Source organism: Micromonospora sp. NPDC047074, assembly GCF_040643815.1.
GTDB lineage: Bacteria > Actinomycetota > Actinomycetes > Mycobacteriales > Micromonosporaceae > Micromonospora.
In genome coordinates this window covers 78,204-103,558 of sequence record NZ_JBEYVB010000013.1, presented here as the reverse complement: position 1 = coordinate 103,558, position 25,355 = coordinate 78,204, and the positions used below count along the sequence as shown (strand labels likewise).

Annotated in this window: 20 protein-coding genes; 14 read left to right on the top strand and 6 right to left on the bottom strand. The window is 72.2% G+C overall.

The window, feature by feature from the left end:
- Positions 1–107 precede the first annotated feature (107 nt).
- Positions 108–947 carry a hypothetical protein gene (locus tag ABZ809_RS18440; RefSeq protein ID WP_357563713.1) on the bottom strand — a complete coding sequence of 280 codons (840 nt, stop codon included), beginning with the start codon at positions 945–947 and terminating at the stop codon, positions 108–110.
- A 370-nt stretch (positions 948–1,317) separates the two neighbouring features.
- On the opposite strand from ABZ809_RS18440, the gene ABZ809_RS18435 reads away from it, so the two are divergent.
- The 4 genes from ABZ809_RS18435 (at position 1,318) to ABZ809_RS18420 (ending at position 4,533) form a co-directional block, all read left to right on the top strand.
- Positions 1,318–2,337: an ABC transporter substrate-binding protein gene (locus tag ABZ809_RS18435; RefSeq protein WP_357563764.1), complete on the top strand. Its 1,020-nt coding sequence runs from the start codon at positions 1,318–1,320 to the stop codon at positions 2,335–2,337.
- 107 nt (positions 2,338–2,444) lie between these two features.
- Positions 2,445–3,182, top strand: coding sequence for an ABC transporter permease (locus tag ABZ809_RS18430; protein ID WP_357563712.1), 738 nt, complete (start codon positions 2,445–2,447; stop codon positions 3,180–3,182).
- Positions 3,183–3,190: 8 nt separating this feature from the next.
- Positions 3,191–4,039 (top strand): ABC transporter ATP-binding protein, encoded by an 849-nt coding sequence (locus ABZ809_RS18425; RefSeq protein WP_357563711.1) that lies wholly within the window; start codon positions 3,191–3,193, stop codon positions 4,037–4,039.
- A gap of 80 nt (positions 4,040–4,119) precedes the next feature.
- Entirely contained in the window at positions 4,120–4,533 is a 414-nt protein-coding gene (locus ABZ809_RS18420; protein ID WP_357563710.1) for a VOC family protein, read from the top strand.
- 75 nt (positions 4,534–4,608) lie between these two features.
- On the opposite strand, the gene ABZ809_RS18415 is transcribed toward ABZ809_RS18420, so the two are convergent.
- The 4 genes from ABZ809_RS18415 to ABZ809_RS18400 all read right to left on the bottom strand — a co-directional run bounded on the left by ABZ809_RS18415 (position 4,609) and on the right by ABZ809_RS18400 (position 8,356).
- Positions 4,609–5,748, bottom strand: a complete 1,140-nt coding sequence (locus ABZ809_RS18415; protein ID WP_357563709.1) for a thiolase family protein — start codon at positions 5,746–5,748, stop codon at positions 4,609–4,611.
- Positions 5,745–6,119 carry an OB-fold domain-containing protein gene (locus ABZ809_RS18410; protein WP_357563708.1) on the bottom strand — a complete coding sequence of 125 codons (375 nt, stop codon included), beginning with the start codon at positions 6,117–6,119 and terminating at the stop codon, positions 5,745–5,747. The genes ABZ809_RS18415 and ABZ809_RS18410 overlap by 4 nt, the downstream gene beginning before the upstream one ends.
- Complete coding sequence (locus ABZ809_RS18405) at positions 6,116–7,633, bottom strand: AMP-binding protein (RefSeq protein ID WP_357563707.1); 1,518 nt, start codon at positions 7,631–7,633, stop codon at positions 6,116–6,118. The genes ABZ809_RS18410 and ABZ809_RS18405 overlap by 4 nt, the downstream gene beginning before the upstream one ends.
- Before the next feature lie 216 nt (positions 7,634–7,849).
- The gene (locus tag ABZ809_RS18400) at positions 7,850–8,356 is read right to left on the bottom strand and encodes a MarR family transcriptional regulator (RefSeq protein WP_357563706.1); all 507 of its coding nucleotides are present in this window, start codon (positions 8,354–8,356) and stop codon (positions 7,850–7,852) included.
- Positions 8,357–8,490: 134 nt separating this feature from the next.
- Between ABZ809_RS18400 and icmF the strand changes: the two genes are divergently transcribed.
- From icmF to ABZ809_RS18350, 10 genes are all read left to right on the top strand, one after another.
- Positions 8,491–11,745 (top strand): fused isobutyryl-CoA mutase/GTPase IcmF, encoded by a 3,255-nt coding sequence (icmF, locus tag ABZ809_RS18395; RefSeq protein ID WP_357563705.1) that lies wholly within the window; start codon positions 8,491–8,493, stop codon positions 11,743–11,745.
- A gap of 20 nt (positions 11,746–11,765) precedes the next feature.
- A complete protein-coding gene (locus ABZ809_RS18390; RefSeq protein ID WP_357563704.1) occupies positions 11,766–12,623 on the top strand; it encodes a 3-hydroxybutyryl-CoA dehydrogenase in 858 nt (285 codons plus the stop codon).
- Positions 12,620–13,783 carry an acyl-CoA dehydrogenase family protein gene (locus tag ABZ809_RS18385; protein WP_357563703.1) on the top strand — a complete coding sequence of 388 codons (1,164 nt, stop codon included), beginning with the start codon at positions 12,620–12,622 and terminating at the stop codon, positions 13,781–13,783. The genes ABZ809_RS18390 and ABZ809_RS18385 overlap by 4 nt, the downstream gene beginning before the upstream one ends.
- A gap of 197 nt (positions 13,784–13,980) precedes the next feature.
- Positions 13,981–15,549 (top strand): pentapeptide repeat-containing protein, encoded by a 1,569-nt coding sequence (locus ABZ809_RS18380; RefSeq protein ID WP_357563702.1) that lies wholly within the window; start codon positions 13,981–13,983, stop codon positions 15,547–15,549.
- A gap of 611 nt (positions 15,550–16,160) precedes the next feature.
- Complete coding sequence (gene kdpF / locus ABZ809_RS18375; RefSeq protein WP_357563701.1) at positions 16,161–16,250, top strand: K(+)-transporting ATPase subunit F; 90 nt, start codon at positions 16,161–16,163, stop codon at positions 16,248–16,250.
- Positions 16,250–17,905, top strand: coding sequence for a potassium-transporting ATPase subunit KdpA (kdpA, locus tag ABZ809_RS18370; protein WP_357563700.1), 1,656 nt, complete (start codon positions 16,250–16,252; stop codon positions 17,903–17,905). Before kdpF ends, kdpA begins: the two co-directional genes overlap by 1 nt.
- A gap of 32 nt (positions 17,906–17,937) precedes the next feature.
- Complete coding sequence (kdpB, locus tag ABZ809_RS18365) at positions 17,938–20,136, top strand: potassium-transporting ATPase subunit KdpB (protein ID WP_357563763.1); 2,199 nt, start codon at positions 17,938–17,940, stop codon at positions 20,134–20,136.
- On the top strand, positions 20,136–21,017 hold the full coding sequence (locus ABZ809_RS18360; protein WP_357563699.1) for a potassium-transporting ATPase subunit C: 882 nt from the start codon (positions 20,136–20,138) through the stop codon (positions 21,015–21,017). Before kdpB ends, ABZ809_RS18360 begins: the two co-directional genes overlap by 1 nt.
- Positions 21,018–21,142: 125 nt before the next feature.
- Positions 21,143–23,698 (top strand): DUF4118 domain-containing protein, encoded by a 2,556-nt coding sequence (locus ABZ809_RS18355; RefSeq protein WP_357563698.1) that lies wholly within the window; start codon positions 21,143–21,145, stop codon positions 23,696–23,698.
- Positions 23,695–24,381, top strand: coding sequence for a response regulator (locus ABZ809_RS18350; RefSeq protein WP_357563697.1), 687 nt, complete (start codon positions 23,695–23,697; stop codon positions 24,379–24,381). Before ABZ809_RS18355 ends, ABZ809_RS18350 begins: the two co-directional genes overlap by 4 nt.
- Here the strand turns inward: ABZ809_RS18350 and ABZ809_RS18345 are convergent.
- A complete protein-coding gene (locus tag ABZ809_RS18345; RefSeq protein WP_357563696.1) occupies positions 24,344–25,333 on the bottom strand; it encodes an RNA polymerase subunit sigma-70 in 990 nt (329 codons plus the stop codon). The genes ABZ809_RS18350 and ABZ809_RS18345 overlap by 38 nt on opposite strands.
- Positions 25,334–25,355 lie beyond the last annotated feature (22 nt).

Below are 25,355 nucleotides of genomic sequence, written 5' to 3'. Positions count from 1 at the left end.
GACGTGCTTCCCGAGGCGACGTGTTCCCCGCGTGTTCCCACGGCGACGTGTTGCCCGAGGCGGCGGACGGCTGTGCCCGCCGCCTCGGATGCCGGCTGCCGACGGGCTCAGTCGAACGTCGGGAGCGTGATGACGACGAGTTCGCTGTCGTCCGCCGCGCCGCGCACCTCGACGGCGTCCTCGTCCTCGGCGAACAGGGCCGAGTGCTGGCCGACGCCGGCGCCGCCCGCGCGCACCTCGCCGGTCAGGACGAAGGCGACGGTGGACCGGCCGGGCGCTCCGATGGTCAGCGACGCGCCGGCGGGAACCAGGTGCATGCCGATGGACAGGCCCCGCTCGCCGAAGGAGCCGAGATGCTTGCTCCGGACCGGCGACCCGTCGACCGGGACCCAGGAGAAGGCGTCGACGTGCATGTAGACCGCCTCGTCGAAGCGTGGCTCGGGATAGATCATCTCGCGGCCGGTGGCCCGTTCCCATGATGCCTGGTACCCGTCGACAGCCTTGCCGCCGTCGTGCGGGTGCCAGAAGCCCTTGCGGAACTCGCCCAGCTCCTTGAGTTCGGCGGTCGCCTTGTCCAGGTGCACGTAGTTGACGTAGCCGCCCCGGCCGGCCCCGTCGAACTGCAGGATGGCCTGCAGGGACGGCCCGCCCGACACGCTCAACGGGCCGTAGTAGGTGCCTTCGGGGTAGTAGCCGATCGTCCGGGCCGGCAGCTTGCGGTGCGGGCCGTACTGGGTCTCGCCCTCCAGGCCGATGCGGATCTGGTCGAAGTTGTGCCGGTGACGGGGGCTCCAGAAGTCCTCGCCACCGAACCGGACGACGTTGAACTCGAAGCTACGTCCCTCGCCGTCCCGCTGGAGCAGCGGCTTGATGTCGATGCCGGGGGTCCGGTGTGTCGAGGCTGCCTCCCAGGTGCTCGCGGAGGGGTCCACTACCTGCGTTGCCATCACGTCTCCTCGGGGTCCTGCCGCGCGGCCGTACGTGTGCTCGGGCGGCCATGGGCGTTGCCGTGGGGGGAAGGTACGCCGAACGCTCCGGCGCAGTCAACCGATTGACCATTCCCGTCCGGAATGCCCCCCACCTGGGGTGCGCACGCTGCGGAACGTCGCGTTGTCCCTGCGTGACAGCCGGAAGATCTTGGAAACGAGTTTGGAACAAACGATTGACCTCGGGGTGATCCTCGGTGTTACCTAGGCGACATCGGCCGGAGGCATGCGGCTGTTGACGCCAGGGGCAGCATGCGCCACGGGTGGCCCTGCCAGGGGCCCTCGTCCGGCGCCGGAACCGGTCATATGAGGGCGAGGAGTAATCGTGGTCATGTTTCGACGGGTCGGTCTGGTGGCGGCCGGAATGGCGGCGGTGTTGGCCGCGGCCGTCGGTTGCAGTGGTGGTGACGACGAGGGCGGCTCGACCGCGGTACGGGTCGGCTGGCAGAAGAACGCCCTCATCGGCCTGATGGACCTGGTGGCCGCCGACCAGGGCTTCTTCAAGGCCAGGGGGATCGACGTGACGCTCATGCCGATGGAGACCGGCCAGGTCGCGGTCACCTCCGCCCTGCGGGGCGAGTTGGACATCCTGTACGGCCCGCAGAGCAACGTCGTGCAGGCCGCGTCGCAGGGGGAATGCTTCAAGGTGCTCTCCACCGGCCACGGCAACTCCATCAACTTCGTGGCCCGCAAGGACGTGTCGCTGCCCAGCAAGACCTCCGACGCCTTCCCGGGCGGGCTGGCCGACATCAAGGGCCTCAAGGTGGGCGTACCCAACCTTGGCAGCGCCACCGACCGGCAGGCGCGGGTCGTGCTCAAGGCCGCGGGCATCAACGACGACGACGTCGACTTCGTCGCGGTGGGGGTGGGTGGCACGGCCGTCGCGGCTCTCGAGGGGAAGTCGGTCGACGTCCTCGTGGTCTTCCCGCCGGCCTCCGAGGCGTTGCCGAAGGACAGCTACCAGGTGGTGGTCGACCTGGTCAACAACCCGGAGACCAGCCCGCTCAAGGACGTCGTCATCTCGCACCAGATGACGACCTGTGACTTCCTGGAGAAGAACGAGCAGGCGGTGCTCGGGTACTGCCGGGCCTACCTCGACGCCCGCGACTGGACGACCAACCCGGCCAACCGGGACGCGCTCGCCCAGATCATCGCCAGGCACCTGAACCTGGAGCCCGCGGCGGCGAAGGCCATGTGGGAGGGCTACGGCGCGGTCTGGAACACCCCGACCAAGCTGACGCCCGAGGTGTGGACCGCGCAGACCAAGTACAACTCGCCGCAGGACCAGAGCACGCCGCCGTTCGACGAGTGGGTGTACGGGCCCTGCGCGACCGAGGACCAGCGGAGCTGACGGTGGCCGTGACACAGACTCTCCCCAGGAGCGCCCCTCGTGCCGAACGGAAGCGGGGTGGACCGGCGCCGCAGCGGCGACGTCGCGGGCTGGGACCCGTCGGCGTCGTGGCCGCGCAGGTGCTGCTCTTCGCCGGCTTCATCGGGCTGTGGGGCCTCGCGGCGCGCTTCGAGATCGGCCGCCCCATCGTGGTGCGCAGCCCGGCAGCCGTCTGGAACGCGCTGCGGGACCTGGTCGCCAGCGGCCAACTGTGGCCGCACACGTGGTCGACCCTCCAGGCCACGCTGATCGCCCTCGCGCTCGCGGCGGTGATCGGGGTGGCCACGGGTCTGGGGCTGGCGCTCTCGCCCACCCTGGAACGGATCGTCACGCCCTACCTGAGCGCGCTGAACGCCGCTCCCCGCATCGCCTTCGGTCCGGTGTTCATCATCATCTTCGGGATCGGGCTCAGCTCGAAGGTCGCGCTCGCGTTCTCCGTGGTCATCTTCGTGGTCATCCTGAACGCGCGGGCCGGCGTCCACGCCGCCGATCCGGACGTGGTCCGGCTGATGGAGGTGATGGGGGCCAGCCGGCGGGCCGTCTTCACCAAGCTGCTGTTCCCGGTGGCCATCCCGTCGATCTTCGCCGGCCTGCGGCTGGGGCTCATCTACAGCCTGCTCGGCGTGGTGACCTCCGAGATGATCGCGGCCCGCGAGGGGCTGGGACAGCTGGTGGCCCAGTACTCGGGCAACTTCCAACTCGACTACGTCTACGCCGTCATCGCGGTGCTGATCGTCATCGGCACCCTTCTGAACGCCATCGCGGGAGTCGTCGAGCGGCGGCTGCTGTGGTGGAAGGCCCCCTAGGAGGATCCGTGACTGTCGTGAAGTCCAACCGGCGCCAGGCGGGCCTGGGACACCCGTCCGACGACCAGGCCGCGACCCCGCCCGCCCCCGGGGGCGGGACGGACGGCGGGGGAGTGGCCTTCTCGCTGGAGGGCGTCAGCGTCAGCTTCCCCGGTTCGTCGGCGAACCACCCGGCCCTGGACGATGTGTCGCTGCGGTGCCGCGACGGGGAGTTCCTCGTGCTCGTCGGACGCAGCGGCTCCGGGAAGACGACGATTCTCAACGTGCTCTCCGGGCTCCTGGAGCCCGACGCGGGGGAGGTGTCGATCCTCGGGGGCAGGCCGCGCGCCGCCCGGCCCCGGATGGGGTTCATGTTCGCCCGGGACGCGTTGATGCCCTGGCGTACGGCGCGGCGCAACGTCGAGTTGGGACTGGAGATCCTGGGGCGGTCCGGCGGTGAGCGCCGTGAGGCGGCGACGTCGATGCTCGAACGGGTCGGTCTCGGCCACGCGGTCAACCGGCTGCCGTGGCAGCTGTCGCAGGGCATGCGGCAGCGCGTCGCCCTCGCCCGTACCTGGGTGCGGCAGCCGAAGCTGCTGCTGATGGACGAGCCGTTCTCGGCGCTCGACGCGCAGACCCGCCGCGAGTCCCAGCAGGTCTTCCTGGAGACCTGGGCCGGCACCAGCGCCAGCGTGGTCCTGGTGACCCACGACCTCACCGAGGCGCTGCTGCTGGCGGACCGACTCGTCCTGCTCTCGGCCGGCAGGATCCTGCGCGAGGTCGAGATTCCGTTCGAGCGACCACGCGACCTGGACCAGCTCGTGGTGAGCCAGGAGTTCCGTGACCTGGAACGCGAGCTGTGGGAGCTGCTGCGCTGACCATCCGGTCCGCCCGACCTGCGATGCCGCCCTCCGGTGACACCGCCTGCGTAAACCTAGATCCTCGAAAGGAAGCCACCATGGGCTGGAAGCTGCACCACGTGAACGTCCCCGCGTACAACGTCCGGGAGACGGCACAGTTCTACACCGAGGTCCTCGGCATGGAGGAGCGGTCGCCGGCGTTCAAGGACCGCGACCGTGGCAACTTCAAGACCGACGAGCAGAACGTGGCGTGGTTCGACAACGGTGTGGAGCAGTTGCACATCGCGAAGCCGTCGCACAGCTTCTGCGTGGACAACCACTTCCACATGGACCCGCTGGTCAACGGGCACGTCGCGATCGAGGTGGACGATCTGGACGCCGTACGGGAGCGGCTGCGGGCCCGGGGGATGTACTTCGCGGACCCGGGCAACTGGGCCCTCAACGGCTACCAGCAGATCTACGTGCTGGACCCCGCGCACAACGCCGTGGAGATCAACTGCAAGCTGCGGTGAAACCGCGACCAGTCACCGGTGCGGGCCGGTCCCTCGGGGCCGGCCCGCACCGCTGTGCCCGGATCGGCGCCGGTGCTACTCGGCCCGGAGCATGATGACCCCGGCGGCGTTGCCGTCCAGGCCGCTGGCGCCGCCGCCCATCGTCTCGACGAGCCCGCGCCGCGGGGCCGGAAGCTGTCGGGCGCCGGCCCGGCCGGTCAGTTGCGCGCACACCTCGGCGAGCTGGGCGATCCCGGTCGCGCCGAGGGCGTGGCCCCGGGCCAGCAGCCCGCCGCCGACGTTGACCGGCCACCGCCCACCGGCGGCGAACTCACCGGCGTGCAGCAGGGCGGGCGCGGCGCCCGGCTCGCACAGGCCCAGGGCCTCCACCGTCAGCAGCTCCCCGATCGTGAAGGCGTCGTGCACCTCGAACACCTCCGCGTCGGACGCCGGCCAGCCGGCCTCGGCGACGGCGAGGTCGCCGGCCCGGCGGATGCACGCGGTGCCCCACGGCTCGTCCGGCGTGCCCGGCCAGGCCTGGCCGCCCACGAAGCCGGAGCCGTCGACGAGGACGTCCCCGGCGCCGGGGCGGGGGCGGCCGATTACCGCCGCCGCCGCGCCGTCGCTGATCGGGCAGCACTGCAGGACGGTCAGGGGCTCCGCGATCGGCCGCGAGTCGAGCACCTCGCGCAGCGAGACCTCCTGCTGCCGGTGGGCCAGTGGATTCTTCGCCCCCTGGGCGCGGTTCTTCACCGCGACGGCGGCGAGGTCGGCCACGGTGTGACCGTACTGTTCGAGGTACCGGCGGGCCTGGAGGGCGTACAGGCCGGGCAGCGGCAGGCCGAGTGAGCCCTCCGGGTCGCTGTGCTCGGGAACGATGGCGCCGCCGAACCGCACCGACATCTGCTCGACACCGAGGGCGAGCACCACCGCGTGCTCGCCCCGGCGTACCGCCTGAGTGGCGAGGTGGGCGGCGAGGGTGCCGCTGGCGCAGGCCGCCTCGACCCGGACGACGGGGACGTCGCCGATGCCCGCCGCGCGTACCACCCTGGCGGCCACGCCGGAGGGACCGAAGACGTTGCCGACGAAGACGGCCTCGACCTGGGCCGGTTCGATGCCGGCGAGGTCCAGCGCCGCTCCGACGGCGTCCCAGGTCAGGTCCTCCAGCCGGCGGGCCGGGAACCTGCCGAAGGCGGACTGGGCGGCGCCCAGCACCGCGGCGGTGCCACCGGTCATGGTGTGACCTCCCTGTCGGCCACGGCCCAGGCGGCCGGGTCGTCGGTTGCCGCGAGCGTCACCCGGGTGCCACCGGTGAGCGCCTCGGGCCGGCGGAGCAGCACGAGCACCCGTGGCCCGTCGTCGAGGTCGACGTAGGCCAGGCCGTACGGGGGCTGCCGGGCGCCGACGTCGATGTGGACGACGGTCGCCGCCCAGACGGTGCCGCTGGGCGCGAACGTCTCCCCCTCCGCCGTCGCGCCGCACCACGGGCAGCGTGGCGTGGCGGGCGCGGCGCCGCGCCGGCACCGCGTGCAGCGCGATCCGTGCACGCCCTCGGCGGCCAGGACGGGTTGGTAGGCCGTCGCCGGGACGTCGGCCGGGGCGCTCACGGGGTGACCCCGACGGTGGCGCCCGACGCCCGCAGCGCCTTCTTGTCGACCTTGCCGTACGGGGTCGTCGGCAGCGCCGGGACCAGGTGGTAGGCCTTGGGGCGCTTGTAGGCGGACAGGGTCTCCCGGCAGTGGGTCCGCAGCCCGTCGGTGTCCGCGAAGTCGCCCCGGGGCACCACGTACGCGTGCACGGCCTCGCCCCAGTCCGCGTGCGGCAGGCCCACGACGGCGGCGGCCCGTACCCCGGGGTGGCGGGCGAGCGCCTGCTCCACCTCGATGGAGTAGACGTTCATGCCCCCGGAGACGATCATGTCGTTGCGGCGGTCGACGAGGTAGAGGTACGACTGTTCGTCCTGGTAACCGATGTCGCCGGTGAGCAGCCACCCGTCGACGAAGCGTTTCGCCGCGCCCTCGGGGTCCTCCCAGTAGCCGGTCATCACGTAGGGGGAGCGCACCGCCACCTCGCCGGTCGCGCCTGGCGGCTGCGGGTTGCCGGCGTCGTCGAGCACGGCCACGTCGCACATGATCGACGCCCGGCCGCACGAGGCGAGCAGTCCCGGCTCGGCCAGCGCCCGGACGTGGTCCTCCTTGCGGAGCAACGTCGCGTAGTTCGGGCTCTCCGTCTGGGCGTACAACTGTTGCAGCACGGGCCCGAAGACCGCCAGGGCCCGCCGTAGCTGCCCGGCGGCGATCGGCGCGGCGCCGTACTGCACCGTGCGGAGCGTCCCGGGGCGCCAGCCGCGCGCCTCGGCGGCGTCCAGCAGGCGGTAGATGGTGGTGGGAACGGCGAACGTCCAGGTGGTGCCGTCCTGGTCGACGCGGTCGAGCACCCGGTCGGCGTCGAAGCCGGGCTCGATGCGCGCGTACGCCCCGCGCAGCAGCGCGGACAGCGTGAACAGGCCGGCGGCGTGCGCCAGCGGTGTCGTGAGCAGCAGCCGCTCGTCGCGGCGGATGTCGGCGTCGAGCAGGTGCGCCCAGAGATTGGCGACCACGCCGCGCTGGCTGTGCACGATCCCCTTCGGGGCCCCCGTGGTGCCGCCGGTGAAGTAGATGACGGCCGGGTCGTCCGGCCCGGCGGCCCCGGGCGGCGGCAACTGCTCGCCCTCGTACGCCAGGGGCAGGTCGGCGTCCACGACGGCGGTCCCGGCGCCGGTCGGGATGCCGGCGACGCGCTCGGCCAGCGAGCGGCTGACGACGGCGACGCGCGGGCGGACCCGCCGCGCGATGTCGGTGACCTCCGGTGTCGAGATCATGGCGTTGAGGGGCACCTTGACGGCGCCCAGGCTCATCACGGCGAGGTCGTGCACCGGGAAGGCCGCCACGTTGTCGGTCAGCAGGATGACGCGTTCGCCCGGCCGCACCCCGAGCGCGGCGAGCCGCGCGGCCGCCGCGGCGACGGCCCGGCCGAGTTCGGCGTAGGTCCACGTCTCGTCCCCGAACCCGAGCGCGGGACGGTCCGCGTTGGTGATCAGGGAACGCCGGAAGATCTCCCACAGGGTCGTGGACGCCTCCACACACGCCTCCTCGGGCAAGCGCGTCACCGCGACGCGACGGTCGGCCAGCCCTGAGGAAACACCCAGGAGACCGGGAAGTCAACCGTTTGTCTTCCGTTGGCCTCCCGCCACGATGCCCCGTTGACCATGGCGTTGGCGGCAGCAGAAGAGATCGACTTCGCCGCCAACGTCATGATCAACGGGCCGTCGGCGATTGGGCCGGCCGGGGCGGCGGGGTCAGAAGTCGCCGGCCTCGTGGCGCAGTTGGGCTAGGACCTCGACCAGGGAGGTGACGTGGGCCGGCGACAGGCCGGGCGCGGCGAACACCTGGTCGTTGAGTTCCTTGGTGGCGTTGGCGGCCAGCTCCCGCCCCCTGGGCAGCAGCTCGACGAGGGTGGTGCGCCGGTCGGTCGGGTGGGGCGTGCGCCTGACGAGATCGGCCGACTCCAGCCGGTCGACGGCGTTGGTGACGCTGGTGGCGTGCACCTGTAGCCGCTTGCCGATCTTCGCCATGGGCAGCGACCCGGCGCGGCTGAAGAACAGCAGCATCAGGACCTCGTAGCGGGCGAAGGTCACCCCGTAGGGCCGCAGGACGGACTCGACGCGGGCGAGGGCGATCTGCTGCGCGCGCATGAGCGAGGTCACCGCCGCCATCCCGTCCGCGGCGGCCTCCCAGCCGTGGGCGGCCCACTGGCGGCGCGCTTCCGCGATCGGGTCCAGGGGGAGCTGGTCGGGGGCGGGCACGTGGCAATCCTAGGGTGTCGGAGGGTGCATGGACATTGGATAGTCGGACGTCCTAGTATATTACCCGACCGCCCACAGTTCGCCGTCCCGCGATGCGAGTGGGCCGTGTCGTCAGCCCCTCGCCTAGGAGTGTCATGAGTCAGCCGAAGTCGTCTCCCCGGACCGCCCCCGCGCTGCACGTGCCGGCGCACCCGGTGCGGTTCGTGACCTCCGCCAGCCTCTTCGACGGTCACGACGCGGCCATCACGATCATGCGGCGGCTGCTGCAGAGCCAGGGTGCCGAGGTCGTGCACCTCGGCCACGACCGCAGCGTGGACGAGGTGGTGGCGGCGGCGGTGCAGGAGGACGTGCAGGGGGTCGCCGTCTCGTCCTACCAGGGCGGGCACGTCGAGTACTTCGGCTACCTGGTCGAGCGGCTCGCCGAGCGCGGCGCCGCGCACGTGCGGGTGTTCGGCGGCGGCGGCGGGACGATCGTGCCGGAGGAGATCGCGGGCCTGGCGGAGCGGGGCGTGCGCATCTTCAGCCCGCAGGACGGCCAGCGGCTCGGGCTGCCCGGCATGATCAACGAGCTGATCCGCGACTGCGACGTCGACCTGTCGGCCCGGCGTCCGGACCTCGGCGCCCTGCTGGCGGGGGACGACGCCGCGCTGGCGCGGGCGATCACCGTGCTGGAGGCGGGCGCCGACGCCGAGCTGGCCGACGCCGTACGCGCCGCCGCGGCCTCGCGCGTCGTCCCGGTGCTGGGCATCACCGGCACGGGCGGATCCGGCAAGTCGTCACTGACCGACGAGCTGGTACGCCGGCTGCGCCGCGACGGCGAGGACAAGGTCCGGGTGGCGGTGCTGGCGGTCGACCCGACCCGCCGCCGGGGTGGCACGTTGCTGGGTGACCGGATCCGGATGAACAGCATCGCCCCGGGCGTGGTCTTCTTCCGTTCCCTGGCGACCCGGACGCCGGGCGCGCAGGTGCCCGAGCGCCTCGACGACATCGTGGCCGCCTGCAAGGCCGCCGGCTACGACATGGTCGTCATCGAGACGCCCGGCATCGGCCAGGGCGACGCCGCGATCGTGCCGCACGTCGACGTGTCTCTCTACGTGATGACGCCCGAGTACGGCGCGCCCAGCCAACTCGAGAAGATCGACATGCTCGACCTGGCCGACGTGGTGGCCATCAACAAGTTCGAGCGGCGCGGCGCGGAGGACGCGCTGCGGGACGTGGCGCGCCAGATGGTGCGCAACCGCGAGCAGTTCGGCACCCCGTGGTCGGAGATGCCGGTCTTCGGCACGAGCGCGGCCCGCTTCGACGACGACGGCGTGACGGCCCTCTACCACCACCTCAAGCAGCTCCTCGGCCCCCACGGCTTCCCGGCCTTCGCCGGGGCCCTGCCGGCCGTGCAGGGGCGCGTCTCCACCGGCCTGCGGTCGGTGCTGCCCAGCGGACGGGAGCGCTACCTGGCCGACATCGCGCGGAGTGTGCGCGACTACCACGCCACCACGGCCGGGCAGGTGGAGCTGGTCCGCCGACGGCAGCACCTGGCCGCGACGCGGGACCTGCTCGCGGCCGATGGCGACTCGGCCGCGACCTCCGTCGAGGCGCTGCTGGAGCGCACCGAGCAGGGCCTGGCCGGTGACGTACGCCAACTGCTGGAGCAGTGGCCGGCCGTCCGCGCCCGCTACGACGGCGACGAGCAGGTCTACACCGTCCGCGGCAGGGAGATCCGCACCCCGCTGACCCGTACGACGCTCTCGGGCACCAGGGTGCCCCGGGTGGCCCTGCCCCGCGACGGCGACGACGGCGAGCTGCTGCGGTTCCTGCGCGGTGAGAACCTGCCCGGCTACTTCCCCTTCACCGCCGGGGTGTTCCCGTTCAAGCGGACCGAGGAGGCGCCCGCCCGCATGTTCGCCGGCGAGGGCGACGCCTTCCGTACCAACCGGCGTTTCCACCTGCTCAGCGCCGGCCAGCCGGCGACCCGGCTCTCCACGGCGTTCGACTCGGTGACCCTGTACGGCCGCAACCCCGACCGGCGTCCCGACATCTACGGCAAGATCGGCACCTCGGGCGTGTCCATCGCGACGGTCGACGACATGCGCGAGCTGTACGCCGGGTTCGACCTGTGCTCGCCCACCACCTCGGTGTCGATGACCATCAACGGTCCGGCGCCGGCGATCCTGGCGATGTTCCTCAACGCGGCCGTCGACCAGCAGCTGGCCCGGTTCCGCGAGGCCGAGGGCCGCGAACCGGACGCCGCCGAGGCCGCCCAGATCCGGGCGCGGACGCTGTCGACGGTGCGGGGCACCGTGCAGGCCGACATCCTGAAGGAGGACCAGGGGCAGAACACCTGCATCTTCTCCACCGAGTTCGCCCTGCGCTGCATGGCGGACATGCAGGAGTGGTTCATCGCCAACCAGGTGCGCAACTTCTACTCGGTCAGCATCAGCGGCTACCACATCGCCGAGGCTGGCGCGAACCCGATCAGCCAGTTGGCGTTCACCCTCGCCAACGGCTTCACCTACGTCGAGGCGTACCTCGCCCGGGGCATGGACATCGACGAGTTCGCGCCCAACCTGTCCTTCTTCTTCTCCAACGGGATGGACGCCGAGTACACGGTCATCGGCCGGGTGGCCCGGCGGATCTGGGCGGTCGCGATGCGGGACCGGTACGGCGCCGGCGAGCGGGCCCAGAAGCTGAAGTACCACGTGCAGACCTCCGGCCGGTCCCTGCACGCCCAGGAGATGGACTTCAACGACATCAGGACCGCCCTGCAGGCCCTGTGCGCCATCTACGACAACGCCAACAGCCTGCACACCAACGCGTACGACGAGGCCGTCACCACCCCGACCGCGCAGTCGGTGCGCCGGGCCCTGGCCATCCAGATGATCATCGACGCGGAGTGGGGGCTGGCGGACACCGAGAACGTGTTGCAGGGCTCCTACATCGTCGACCAGCTCACCGACCTCGTCGAGGAGGCGGTGCTCGCCGAGTTCGACCGTATCGCCGACCGGGGCGGCGTCCTCGGCGCGATGGAGACCGGCTACCAGCGCGGCCGGATCCAGGACGAGTCGATGCTCTACGAGCACCGCAAGCACGACGGCTCGCTGCCCATCGTCGGCGTCAACACCTTCCTCGGCGAGGACTCCGACAAGCCGGCGCCGGTCATCGAACTCGCCCGGGGCACCGACGCGGAGAAGCAGTCGCAACTGGACCGGCTGGCCGCCTTCCACGCCCGGCACGCCGGCGAGGCCCCCGCCGCCCTGGCGCGGCTGCGGACCGCGGCGACCAGCGGCGGCAACGTCTTCGACGCGCTGATGGACGCGGTCCGCTACTGCTCGCTCGGGCAGATCAGCGAGGCGTTCTTCGAAGTTGGCGGCCAGTACCGCCGCAACGTCTGACCAGCAGAGGTGGGAGTGAAGTGAAGAAGATAGGTGTGATCGGCTGCGGCCTCATGGGCGCCGGCATCGCCGAGGTCGCCGCCCGCGCCGAGCTGGACGTGGTGGTCGTCGAGTCGGACCAGGCGGCGGCGGACGCGGGGAACGAGCGGCTGGCGGCGTCGCTGCGGCGCGCCGAGGCCAAGGGCAAGATCACTGACGCGGCGGCGGTGCTGGGGCGGGTACGGGTCGGCACCGACCTGGAGGCGCTGGCCGACCGGGATCTCGTGATCGAGGCCATCGTGGAGGACGAGGCCGCCAAGTTGGACCTGTTCGCGAAGCTGGACGGCATCGTGACCGCCCCGGACGCGGTGCTGGCCTCGAACACCTCCGCCATCCCCATCATGAAGCTGGCGGCGGCCACGTCCCGGCCCGAGCACGTCCTCGGCCTGCACTTCTTCAACCCGGTGCCGGTGCTCTCCCTCGTCGAGCTGGTGCCGAGCCTGCTCACCGACCCGGGGGTGACCGAGCGGGTACGTGGGTTCGCCCGCGACACCCTGGGCAAGCACGTCATCAACTCGCAGGACCGGGCCGGGTTCGTCGTCAACGCACTGCTGATCCCGTTCCTGCTCTCGGCGATCCGCATGGTCGAGTCGGGGTTCGCCACGCCGGCGGACATCGACGAGGGCTTCGTGCGCGGCTGCGCCCACCCGCAGGGCCCCCTCGCCCTGGCGGATCTCATCGGCCTCGACACCACCAGGGCGATCGCCGAATCGTTGTACGAGGAGTTCCGGGAGCCGCTGTACGCACCGCCCCCGCTGCTGGCCCGCATGGTCGACGCCGGGCTCCTCGGTCGCAAGAGCGGGCACGGCTTCTACCGCTACGGGGAGGCCCAGCGGTGAGCGGGTCCTCGTTCGACCTGTTCCGGCTGCCCGACGAGTACGAGGAGTTGCGGGCCACCGTCCGTGCCCTCGCCGAGAACAAGATCGCCCCGTACGCCGCCGACGTCGACGAACGGTCCCGGTTCCCGACCGAGGCGTACGACGCGTTGCGCGCGGCGGACTTCCACGCCCCGCACATCGGTGAGGAGTACGGCGGTGCCGGCGCCGACGCCCTGGCCACCTGCATCGTCATCGAGGAGGTCGCCCGCGCCTGCGCCGCCACCTCGCTGATCCCCGGGGTGAACAAGCTGGGCACCATGCCGCTCGTCCTGGCGGCCTCCGACGAGGTCAAACAGCGTTACCTGCCGCCGGTGGCACGAGGGGAGGCGATGTTCTCCTACGGCCTGTCCGAACGGGAGGCCGGCTCCGACACCGCGGGCATGCGTACCCGTGCGGTGGCCGACGGCGACGGCTGGGTGCTGACCGGCCAGAAGTCGTGGATCACCAACGCCGGCGTGTCCCGCTACTACACGGTGATGGCGGTGACCGACCCGGACGGCCCGCGCGGTCGCAACGTGACCGCCTTCGTGGTCGAGGACGGCGACGAGGGCTTCACCGTCGGCGAGCCCGAACGCAAGCTGGGCATCAAGGGTTCCCCGACCCGCGAGCTGCTCTTCGACGGCGTCCGCCTCGGCGACGACCGCCGGGTCGGCGACGTCGGCGACGGGCTCAAGATCGCCCTCAGGACGCTCGACCACACCCGGGTCACCATCGGCGCGCAGGCCGTGGGCATCGCCCAGGGGGCGCTCGACCACGCCCTCGCCTACGTCAAGGAGCGCCGCCAGTTCGGCAGGGCGATCGCCGAGTTCCAGGGCATCCAGTTCATGCTCGCGGACATGGCCATGACCCTCGCCGCGGCCCGCCAGATGGTGTACGCGGCGGCCGCGAAGTCCGAACGCGACGACGCCGACCTGTCGTTCTTCGGCGCCGCCGCCAAGTGCTTCGCCTCCGACGTGGCGATGCAGATCACCACCGACGCCGTCCAACTGCTCGGTGGCGCCGGCTATGTGCGGGACTATCCGCTCGAACGGATGATGCGCGACGCGAAGATCACCCAGATCTACGAGGGCACCAACCAGGTGCAGCGGGTCGTCATGGCCCGACACCTGCTACGCGCCTGACGGCCACTCGTCGGGGGGAGCGAGGAACACGAGGCTCCAGGGGAAGGACGTGGCGTCGAGAAGGCCGCCTCATGCCTGCCTGCCGGGACCGCCATGATGGACCGCCTGTCGACGCAGTGGGCCACAATGTCCCGGTGACTGAACCGCTACGCCCCGCTTCTCGTCGAGGGTCGAGCCGAGAGGGCATCGCTTGTCGCGTGAAGGACCACCTGGGCGGGTTCCTCGTGGCAGCGGGTGCCATGGGTCTCCTGGCTGCTGGCCTGTCGCAGGTTCCGGCCGCCTGGTGGAAGGCGGTGGCGCCCTTCTGGCCGACGTTGCTTCTCGTCGCGGTCAGCGTGGCGGCACTGGTCGGCGGCGTCGCCGTCCGGCAGCGCAGCCGGGAGCGCGGGCGGCATCAGCCGTCCGCCGCCCCGGTGCCTCCAGACCGGCCGCTGCGCCCCCTGCCGTCATGGACGGTCGCCGCCGGGGCCGTGCTCATCGCCGGAATCACCGCGGGGGCGGCGTGGTGGTTGCAGGGCTGGTTCCCGGACACCGTGCCGGCCGACGCCACGCAGCGGGCGAGGATGCGGGTCGACGGGATCCGCACCGGCCTGACCATCGGCGCTGGCGTCACCGCCGCGTTCGCACTGCTGCTGGCGTTCCGCAGGCAGCAGTTGGCCGAACGCACCCAGCAGGCCACCGAGTACGACGCCGGTGAGAAGCGGGTCACCGAGCTGTACGTGAAGGCGGTAGACCAGCTCGGTTCTGAGAAGGCCCCGGTCCGGTTGGGTGGGCTGTACGCGTTGGAGCGACTGGCGCAGGACAACCCGGCACACCGGCAGAGCATCGTGGAGGTTCTCTGCGCCTACCTGCGCATGCCCTACACCCCGCCGGGCGACGAGGGGACGTCCGCCCCGCACGCGGCCAGTCCCTCTCCGAAGGTCGACGGCACGGCGACCAGGCCCGGACCGCAGCCGCTGACCGCTCCTGACGGCGGTAGCTTCCAGAAGCCGGCACTCGACCCGCGCGAGGAAGGCCAGGTGCGCCTCACCGCCCAGACCATCCTCGCCCGCCACCTTCGGCCCAGAACCGTGGAAAACGGGCCCAACCCGGCCTACTGGGGTCCGGAGGTGGCACTCGATCTCACCGCGGCAGTGCTCACCGATCTCGACTTTGCCGGCTGTCACCTTCACAACGCCATCCTCACGCGGACGCGCTTCATCAATGGGGCCCGATTCGGCCAGGCGACGTTCGGAGGTGTCGCCAACCTTGTCGGGGCACGCTTCACCGGCACAGCCAGTTTCGGCGGCGCGACGTTTGCGGGCAGCGCCTGGTTCAACCTCGCGAAGTTCGACGGATCCGTCGGATTCGACAAGGCGAGTTTTGACGGTGACGTTGATTTCGGCGGGTCGACGATCGGCTCCGGCGCGAGCTTCGACGAGGCGACGTTCGGCGGGCGCAGCCGTTTTGACGGGGTGAGGTTCGACAGTGGCGCCAGCTTCGAGGGAGCGACGTTCGGCGACCACGCCGGATTCAGCGGAACGACGTTCTTCTGGAACGCCAGTTTCAAGGGAGCGAGGTTCGGCAGCGTCTCGTTCGTCGAGGCGGAATTCCGCGACAACGCCTGGTTCGACATGGCGGAATTCCGCGATGACGCCTGGTTCGTCGCTGCGACGATCAGCGGCACCGCGAGCTTCGCGGGGGCAACCTTCGACGACACCTTGGAAGGGTTCGGTCTCCTGGGCGGGTGGCCCGTGGGTGGCGTAGCCGATGGGGCGGCTCGTTAGACCAGCACCCGGCGGCCCAGCCGGTGCCCGCAGCGACTTTCCTGTCGGTTTCGACCGGTGCTGAGGGTCCTCGTCGTGGCCCGGTCACGACGCCACGGTAGCGGTTGCGTCGGCTGACGCCTTTCTCGGCGGCGTGGTGGAGCCGGTCGAACCGGGGACCGAAAGCGCGGGCGTCCGCCGTGGGAGCCTCCCGCCGCCACCTCCCTCGTCCGGGCCGTGGCGACGTGCGTGGCGGCGAGGCAGCCTGCGGCCAGCGGGATCGGCCGGAGGGCACAGCAGCCAGCACACCGTCACCGGGTCCGCGAAGTCGCAGGCCGTCGTCGCCGCGTCGCTGGCGCCCGGCGACGCCCCCAGCACCGGTGACCCGGCTCACCTGATGGGCGTTCCGGCGTGAAAAGGGCGTCAAGAAAACGCCGCCCGCCGTCATGGTCGCGTTAACGCCCCTGTCCGACGCGTTTGCGCGGGGCTTTGATTGCCCGGCGCGACCGGTTGGCGGTCGTGACGAACTCATCCCGGTAAGAGGAGTCAGCCGTGTCTGACGTGGTGTTCGTGGTGTTGACGGTGGCGCTGTTCGCGGCGCTCGCCCTGCTGGTGCGGGCGGTGGAGAAGCTGTGAGCGCCGTCAACGTCGTGGGCCTGGTGCTGGCGGTCGGCCTGGGGGCCTACCTGGTGGTCGCCCTGCTGTTTCCGGAGCGGTTCTGATGACCGCGACGACAGCGGGCGTCATCTTCGTCCTGTCCCTCGTGGCGGCCCTGGCAGCCGTGCACAGGCCGTTCGGTGACCACATGTACCGGGTGGTCTCCGGGCAGCGGCAGTCCCGCGTCGAGCGGGGGATCTACCGGCTGGTCGGGGTGGACCCGGCGGCGGAGCAGTCCTGGGGGGTGTACGCCCGCGCCGTGCTGGCCTTCTCCGCCGTGTCGGTGCTGTTCCTGTACGCGTTCCAGCGGGTGCAGGACAGGTTGTGGCTGTCGCTGGGCTTCGAGCCGGTGGTGCCGCACGGGGCGTGGAACACGGCGGTGTCGTTCGTGACCAACACGAACTGGCAGTCGTACTCCGGCGAGTCGACCATGGGCCACCTGGTGCAGATGGCCGGGCTGGCGGTGCAGAACTTCGTCTCCGCCGCCGTCGGCGTCGCCGTGGCCGTCGCCCTGGTCCGCGGGTTCGCCCGCAGCCGCACCGGGCACCTGGGCAACTTCTGGGTGGACCTGACCCGGATCGTGCTACGGATCCTGCTGCCGGTCGCGGTGCTCGGCGCGCTCGCCCTGATGGCCGGCGGCGTGGTGCAGAACCTCTCCGCCGGCACCGAGGTCACCACCCTGACCGGCGGTACGCAGACGATCACCGGCGGTCCGGTGGCCGGCCAGGAAGTGATCAAGGAGTTGGGCACGAACGGTGGCGGCTTCTACAACGCCAACAGTTCCCACCCGTTCGAGAACCCGACGGCGTGGACGAACTGGATCGAGATCTTCCTGATCCTGCTGATCCCGTTCAGCCTGCCCCGGGTCTTCGGCCGGATGGTCGGCCAGCGGCGGCAGGGCCACGCGATCGCCGCCGTGATGGCGATCCTCGCGCTGGCCAGCGTCACCCTGACCAACGTGTTCGAGGTGACCGGCCACGGCACCGTGCCGCAGGCGGTCGGGGCGGCCCTCGAAGGCAAGGAGGTGCGGTTCGACGTGTCGAACTCGGCGACCTTCGCCGCCGCGACCACGCTGACCTCGACCGGTGCGGTGAACTCGTTCCACGACTCGTACACGTCGCTCGGCGGCATGATGACGATGGTCAACATGATGCTCGGCGAGGTCGCCCCCGGTGGCACCGGCTCCGGCCTCTACGGGCTGCTGATCCTCGCCGTGATCACCGTCTTCGTGGCGGGTCTGATGGTCGGGCGCACCCCGGAGTACCTGGGCAAGAAGATCGGGTCCCGGGAGATCAGGTTCGCCTCCCTCTACTTCCTGATCACCCCGGCGCTGGTCCTGACCGGCACCGCGGCCGCGTTCGCCACCGGCAACGCCTCGACGGCGCTGAACGTCGGCCCGCACGGGCTCTCCGAGGTGCTCTACGCGTTCACCTCGGCCAGCAACAACAACGGTTCCGCGTTCGCCGGCATCACGGTCAACACCACGTGGTGGGACACCGCGCTGGGCCTGTGCATGCTGCTCGGCCGGTTCCTGCCGATCGTCTTCGTGCTCGCCCTGGCCGGCTCCCTGGCCCGGCAGGCACCCACGCCCGCCTCCGAGGGCACCCTGCCCACGCACCGGCCGCTCTTCGTCGGGATGGTCGTCGGCGTCACGGTGCTCCTCGTCGCGCTGACCTACCTGCCCGCCCTCGCGCTCGGCCCGCTGGCCGAAGGGCTGTGACCATCATGAGAGAGAAGGACATGACCACGTCCATGCCGGCACCGCACGGCACCGCCGACGCGGGAACCGCCGGCACTCCGGCCACCCGGGGCAACCGGGTCGGCGGCGGCCTGCTCGACCCCGAGCAGTTGATCAGATCTCTGCCCGACGCGCTGCGCAAGCTCGATCCGCGCACGCTGTGGCGCAACCCGGTGATGCTGATCGTCGAGATCGGCGCCGCCTTCACCACCGTCCTCGCGGTGGCCGACCCCACGGTGTTCGCCTGGGCCGTCACCGGCTGGCTGTGGCTGACCGTGCTCTTCGCCAACCTCGCCGAGGCCGTCGCCGAGGGCCGGGGCAAGGCCCAGGCCGCGACCCTGCGGCAGGCGAAGAAGGACACCATCGCCACCCGGCTGGTCGGCTGGGCGCCCGGCCTGCGCGCCCACGCCTACCGGGACGAGGCCGTGCCCGCGCCGGAGCTGAGGCAGGGCGACGTCGTCCTGGTCGAGGCCGGCGGGATCATCCCCGGGGACGGTGACGTCGTCGAGGGCATCGCCAGCGTCGACGAGTCGGCCATCACCGGCGAGTCCGCCCCCGTGATCCGGGAGTCCGGCGGCGACCGCAGCGCGGTCACCGGCGGCACGAAGGTGCTCTCCGACCGGATCATCGTCAAGATCACCCAGAAACCGGGGGAGAGCTTCGTCGACCGGATGATCGCCCTCGTCGAGGGCGCCAACCGGCAGAAGACCCCGAACGAGATCGCCCTGAACATCCTGCTCGCCGCGCTGACCGTCATCTTCCTGCTCGCGGTGGTCACCCTCCAACCCCTGGCGATCTTCGCCAAGGGCTACCAGGCCGCCGCGCCGGACACCGGCGCGATCACCGACGCCGGGGTCTCCGGGGTGGTGCTGGTCTCGCTGCTGGTCTGCCTGATCCCCACCACCATCGGCGCGCTGCTGTCGGCGATCGGCATCGCCGGCATGGACCGCCTGGTGCAGCGCAACGTCCTGGCCATGAGCGGGCGCGCGGTGGAGGCCGCCGGTGACGTGAACACGCTGCTGCTGGACAAGACCGGCACCATCACCCTCGGCAACCGGCAGGCCGCCGAGTTCCTCCCGGTCGAGGGCGTGGACGCGGCCACCGTCGCCGACGCCGCGCAACTGTCCAGCCTCGCCGACGAGACCCCCGAGGGACGCTCGGTGGTCGTGCTGGCCAAGAACGACTTCGGGCTGCGCGAGCGCGAGCCGGGGCTGATGCCGCACGCCACCTTCGTGCCGTTCACCGCGCAGACCCGGATGAGCGGCGTGGACCTGACGCCCGACGCCACCGTCGACGGCGGCACCACCGGGGCGGCCCGCCGGGTCCGCAAGGGCGCCGCCGCCGCGGTGATGAAGTGGGTACGCGACAACGGCGGGCACCCCACCGACCAGGTCGGCGACATCGTGGACGCGATCAGCGGCTCCGGCGGCACCCCCCTCGTCGTGGCCGAGCACGTCGCGGGAGAGCCGGCCCGGACGCTCGGGGTCATCCACCTCAAGGACGTGGTCAAGTCCGGCATGCGGGAGCGGTTCGACGAGATGCGCCGGATGGGCATCCGCACCGTGATGATCACCGGCGACAACCCGCGCACCGCGAAGGCCATCGCCGACGAGGCCGGCGTGGACGACTTCCTGGCCGAGGCCACCCCCGAGGACAAGCTCGCCCTGATCAAACGGGAGCAGGAGGGCGGCCGGCTGGTCGCGATGACCGGCGACGGCACCAACGACGCGCCCGCCCTCGCCCAGGCCGACGTCGGCGTGGCGATGAACACCGGCACGTCGGCCGCGAAGGAGGCCGGCAACATGGTCGACCTCGACTCCGACCCCACCAAGCTGATCGAGATCGTGGAGATCGGCAAACAGTTGCTGATCACCCGGGGCGCGCTGACCACGTTCTCCATCGCCAACGACATCGCCAAGTACTTCGCGATCATCCCGGCCATGTTCGCCGGCATCTACCCCAGCCTCGACGCACTGAACATCATGCGCCTGGCCAGCCCCGAATCGGCGATCCTCGCCGCGGTCATCTTCAACGCCCTGGTGATCATCGCCCTCATCCCGCTCGCCCTGCGCGGCGTGCGGTACCGGCCCGCCGCCGCGTCGAAACTGCTCAGCCGCAACCTGCTGGTCTACGGCCTCGGCGGGATCGTCGTGCCGTTCCTCGGCATCAAGCTCATCGACATGCTCCTCCAGCTCATCCCAGGGATCTCGTGATGCGCCTACCCGTCTGGCTGACCCAACACCTCGCCGCCCTGCGCGCCCTGCTGGTCTTCACCGTCCTGCTCGGGCTCGCCTACCCGCTCGCCCTCGTCGCCGCCGGCCGGCTCCCCGGCCTCGACGGCCGGGCCGACGGCTCGCTTGTCGACGCGGGCGGCCGGACCGTCGGCAGCGCCCTGATCGGGCAGGCGTTCACCGACGCCGACGGCGACCCCGTCCCGCGCTACTTCCAGTCCCGGCCGTCGGCTGCCGGCGACGGCTACGACCCCACCTCCACCGCCGCCAGCAACCTCGGCCCCGAGAGCGTGGTCGACACCATCGCCGCCGATCCCGAGGAGTCGACGCCGAGCCTGCTCACCCAGGTCTGCACGCGCAGCAGGGCCGTCGGTGAGCTCGACGGCGTCGACGGCCGCCGCCCGTACTGCACCCCGGACGGAGTGGGCGCGGTGCTCGCCGTGTTCCGGGCGAACGGGCTGACCGGGCCGGTGACCCGGGCGGTCAGCGTCAACCAGACCGGCCCGGCCGCCCCGTTCCTCGCCACCTACCAGGGCGTACCTGTCGAACTGGCGAAGCCGGGCGAGGACTACGTCGCCGCCGGCGGGATCGTCACCCCGATCCGGGGCGACGCACCCGCCGAGCCGGCGGTGCCCGCCGACGCGGTCACCGCCAGCGGCAGCGGCCTCGACCCGCACATCAGTCCCGCGTACGCGCGGCTCCAGGTCGCCCGGGTCGCCCGCGAGCGCGGCGCGGACCCGGCGGTGGTCCGTGACCTGGTCGACCGGCACACCACGGGCCGGGCGCTGGGCTTCATGGGCGAACCGGGCGTCAACGTCCTGGCCCTCAACCTCGCTCTCGACGAGCGGTTCCCCGCCCGCTGACCGATGCCCCGGGCGGGGCCGGCCCTCCGGCCGGCCCCGCCCACGTGCCCGGCGGACACTCCCGCCAGGCCGGCGCTGACCGGGGACCGCCGCACCAGCGGCCGCGACCAGGGAGGATCGTCTGCGTGTCACGAGGAGAGCTGCGCATCTACCTGGGGGCCGCCCCCGGCGTCGGCAAGACCTACGCCATGCTGGAGGAGGCCCGACGCCGCGCGGAACGCGGCACCGACGTGGTGATCGGCTTCGTCGAGACCCACGGCCGCCCGCACACCGCGGCCATGATCGGCGACCTGGAGCAGGTGCCGCGCCGCGCGATCACCTACCGCGGTGTCGAGTTCACCGAGATGGACCTCGACGCCGTGCTCGCCCGCCGGCCCGAGCTGGTGGTGGTCGACGAGCTGGCCCACACCAACGTGCCGGGAGCCCGCAACGACAAGCGCTGGCGGGACGTCCAGGAGATCCTCGACGCCGGCATCAGCGTGCTGTCCACGGTCAACGTGCAGCACCTGGAGTCGATCAACGACGTCGTCGCCCAGATCACCGGCACGACCCAGCGGGAGACGGTGCCCGACGAGGTCGTCCGGGCCGCCGAGCAGGTCGAACTGGTCGACATGACCCCGGAGGCGCTGCGTCGCCGGATGGCCCACGGCAACATCTACCGCCCCGACCGGATCGACGCCGCGCTCGGCAACTACTTCCGGGTCGGCAACCTCACCGCCCTGCGCGAACTCGCCCTGCTCTGGCTGGCCGACAAGGTCGACGAGCAGCTCGACGCCTACCGCGCCCAGCAGGGGATCTCCGACACCTGGGAGGCCCGCGAGCGGGTGGTCGTCGCGCTCACCGGCGGCCCGGAGGGCGACACGCTGATCCGCCGGGCGGCCCGGGTCGCCGCCCGGAGCAAGGGCGCCGACCTGCTCGCCGTGCACGTGGCCCGCAGCGACGGCCTGGCCGGCGTGGACCCCGCCCGGCTGGCCCGGCAGCGGGTCCTGGTGGAGAGCCTCGGCGGCACGTACCACCAGGTGCTCGGCACCGACGTCCCGGCGGCCCTGCTGGACTTCGCCCGTGGCGTCAACGCCACCCAACTCGTCCTCGGCGCCAGCCGCCGGGGGCGCTTCGCCCAGGTGCTCTCCCGAGGGGTCGGGGTCACCACCACCGCGCTGTCCGGGCCGATCGACGTACACCTGGTCACCCATCCCGAGGCGGGCCGTGGCCGGCGCGCCACCGGCGTGCCGGCGGCCCTGTCGCGCCGCCGCCGGCTGCTGGGGTTCGCGCTCGCCGGGTTCGGCATGCCGCTGCTCACGGTGCTGCTGCGGGCGCTGCCGGACCTCACGCTGACCAACGACATCCTGCTGTTCCTCGCCGGGGTGGTGGGGGTGGCACTGGTCGGCGGCCGGTGGCCGGCGCTGGTCGCCGCGCTCGGCGGGTCGCTGCTGCTGAACTGGTTCTTCACCCCGCCCTACCACGCGCTGACCATCGCCGAGGCGGACAACCTGCTCGCCCTCGGCGTCTTTGTCGGCGTCGCCGTCGCGGTGAGCTGGGTCGTCGACGTCGCCGCCCGCCGCACCCGGGAGGCCGCCCGCGCGTCCGCCGACGCGCAGACCCTGGCCACGGTGGCCGGCGGGGTGCTGCGCGGGGAACGCCCGCTGCCGGCGCTGCTGGGCCGGTTGCGGGAGACGTTCGCGCTGCGTGCCGTCAGCGTCCTGGAGTTGGCCCCCGACGCCCAGGGGCGCCCCACCCGCGCCCGCGACGAGGGCGCCTGGCGCGTGGTGGCCAGCGTGGGCGAGTCGCCGGCGGGCAGCCCCGGCGCGGGGGAGACGGCGGTGCCGGTGGACGACCGGCTGACCGTGGTGCTCAGCGGCCGGCGGCTGGAGGCCGCCGACCGGCGCATCGTCGAGGCGTTCGCCGCCCAGGCCGCCGTCGCGCTGCGCCAGGAGCGCCTCGCCGAGGAGGCCGCCACCGCCCGGCCGCTGGCCGAGGCCGACCGGATGCGCACCGCGCTGCTGGCGGCCGTCAGCCACGACCTGCGTACGCCGCTGGCCTCGGCCAAGGCCGCCGTGAGCAGCCTGCGCAGCCCCGACATCGAGTTCGAGGCCGAGGACCGTGACGAGCTGCTGGCCACCGCCGACGAGTCCCTCGACCGGCTCGGCCGGCTGGTGGCGAACCTGCTGGACATGAGCCGGCTCCAGGCCGGGGCGCTGGGCGTCAGCGTCACGGCGATCGGGCTGGAGGACGCCGTGCCCCTGGCCCTGGACGAGCTGGGCCCGGTCGCGGCCGACGTCACCACCGACATCCCGGCCGACCTTCCGGCCGCCAGCGCCGACCCGGGGCTGCTGGAGCGGGTCCTGGTCAACATCGTCGCCAACGCGCTGCGGCACAGCCCGCCCGGGCAGCCGCCGACGATCACCGCCAGCGCCCACGCCGGGCAGGTGGAGCTGCGGGTCATCGACACCGGCCCCGGCATCCCCGAGGACCAGTGGGAGCACGTCTTCCTGCCGTTCCAGCGGCTCGGCGACCGGGACAACCAGACGGGGGTGGGCCTCGGCCTGGCGCTGTCCCGGGGCCTGGCCGAGGCGATGGGTGGCAGCATCACCCCCGAGACCACCCCCGGCGGCGGGCTGACGATGGTGCTGCGGCTGCCCGTCACCGCCCAGCCGCCACCGTCGGAAGGGCCACCGGCATGACCCGCATCCTCGTCGTGGACGACGAACCGCAGATCCTCCGCGCCCTGCGGATCAACCTGCGGGCCCGGGGCTACGACGTCGAGATGGCCGCCACCGGGGCCGCCGCGCTCAGGGCCGCCGCCAGCCACCCGCCCGACCTCGTGGTGCTCGACCTCGGCCTGCCCGACATCGACGGCACCGAGGTGATCCGGGGGCTGCGTGGCTGGACCACGGTGCCGATCATCGTGCTCTCCGGCCGGGCCGGCAGCGAGGACAAGGTCGCCGCCCTCGACGCCGGCGCGGACGACTACGTCACCAAGCCCTTCGGGGTGGACGAACTCCTCGCCCGGATCCGGGCCGTCACCCGCCGCCTCGCCGTGGCACCCGGCGACACCGCCCTCGCGGCCCTGCGGGTGGGTCGGCACACCGTCAACCTGGCCGACCGCACGGTCACCCGCGACGACGGCGCCGAGGTGCGGCTCACCCCGACGCAGTGGGCCATGCTCGACAAGCTGCTGCGGCACCCCGGCAAACTCGTCAGCCAGCGCCAGCTCCTGCACGACGTGTGGGGCCCGGAGTACCAGCACGAGACCAACTACCTGCGTCAGTACATGGCCCAACTGCGGCGCAAGCTCGAGGATGACCCCGCCCGTCCCCGCCACCTCATCACGGAACCGGGCATGGGCTACCGCTACCGGCCCTGACCGCCCCGGTCAGACCGTGCCCGGCGATCCGGTCGGGCGCGAGCGCGGCGGGCATGCCGAACGCCACGACGTGCCGGGCACCGACGAAGGCGTTGGTCTCCACGATCTTCCCGTCCTCGATCCGGAGCACGTCGACGACCAGCGCCTCGTGGTGCGGGCTGCCGGGCCGGCGGAGGTAGCCGATCAGCGCCGGGCGCCCGTTGGCCGAGGTACGGAACGTGCGCCAGGCGAGCGGCCGGCCAAGGAACTCCGCCGCCGCGTCGATCCCGACGACCGGCGGCTCGGGCGGCATCGTGATCCGTACGTCCTCGGCGAGCAGCGCCCGGAACGCCGCCGGATCCCTCGCCTCGGCGTAGCGGCGCAGGATCTCCTCGTCCGCGCTGGTGAGTCGCGGGCGGCGCCAGCTCTGCGGGTCTGCCGGCGCGTGCTGCCGCAGGGTGTGGCGGGCCCGTTGGAGGAGGCTGTTGGCGGCCGGCACGGCGGTGTCGAGCGCCCCGGCGACCTCCTGCGGCGTCCAGCCGCAGACGTCGCGCAGCACGAAGGCCACCCGCTGCCGTGGGGGCAGATACATCAGCGCCGCGATCAGGGCCAGCTCGACGGTCTCCCGGGCGACCAGACCGGTCTGCGGGTCGTCGGCCAGCAGTGCGTCGGGATAGGGGCCGAGTTGCTCGGACCACTCCAGCGGGTCGCCGTACGCCCTCGTCCGGTGACTGGCCGCCCTGCGGCTGTCGAGGAAGACGTTGGTGGCGATCCGGTAGAGCCAGGTGCGCGCCGCCGCGCGCCCCTCGAACCGGTCCCGGGCCCGCCAGGCGCGCAGGAAGGTCTCCTGCACCAGGTCGTCCGCGTCGGCGACGTTGCCGGCGAGGCGGTAGCAGTGCACGTGCAGCTCACGCCGGTGCTCGTCGAAGGCACGCCGGAGCCATGCCGCCTGCTCGACAGGCGAGTCGGACATGTGTTCTCCCCTGAGCCGGGCC

Bases quoted from the DNA above. Each gene is read 5' to 3' on its own strand.
- ABZ809_RS18345 (WP_357563696.1), bottom strand. From the start codon at position 25,333: ATGTCCGACTCGCCTGTCGAGCAGGCGGCATGGCTCCGGCGTGCCTTC.
- ABZ809_RS18440 (WP_357563713.1), bottom strand. From the start codon at position 947: ATGGCAACGCAGGTAGTGGACCCCTCCGCGAGCACCTGGGAGGCAGCC.
- ABZ809_RS18435 (WP_357563764.1), top strand. From the start codon at position 1,318: ATGTTTCGACGGGTCGGTCTGGTGGCGGCCGGAATGGCGGCGGTGTTG.
- ABZ809_RS18360 (WP_357563699.1), top strand. From the start codon at position 20,136: ATGCGCCTACCCGTCTGGCTGACCCAACACCTCGCCGCCCTGCGCGCC.
- kdpB (WP_357563763.1), top strand. From the start codon at position 17,938: ATGCCGGCACCGCACGGCACCGCCGACGCGGGAACCGCCGGCACTCCG.
- ABZ809_RS18415 (WP_357563709.1), bottom strand. From the start codon at position 5,748: ATGACCGGTGGCACCGCCGCGGTGCTGGGCGCCGCCCAGTCCGCCTTC.
- ABZ809_RS18420 (WP_357563710.1), top strand. From the start codon at position 4,120: ATGGGCTGGAAGCTGCACCACGTGAACGTCCCCGCGTACAACGTCCGG.
- icmF (WP_357563705.1), top strand. From the start codon at position 8,491: ATGAGTCAGCCGAAGTCGTCTCCCCGGACCGCCCCCGCGCTGCACGTG.
- kdpA (WP_357563700.1), top strand. From the start codon at position 16,250: ATGACCGCGACGACAGCGGGCGTCATCTTCGTCCTGTCCCTCGTGGCG.
- ABZ809_RS18350 (WP_357563697.1), top strand. From the start codon at position 23,695: ATGACCCGCATCCTCGTCGTGGACGACGAACCGCAGATCCTCCGCGCC.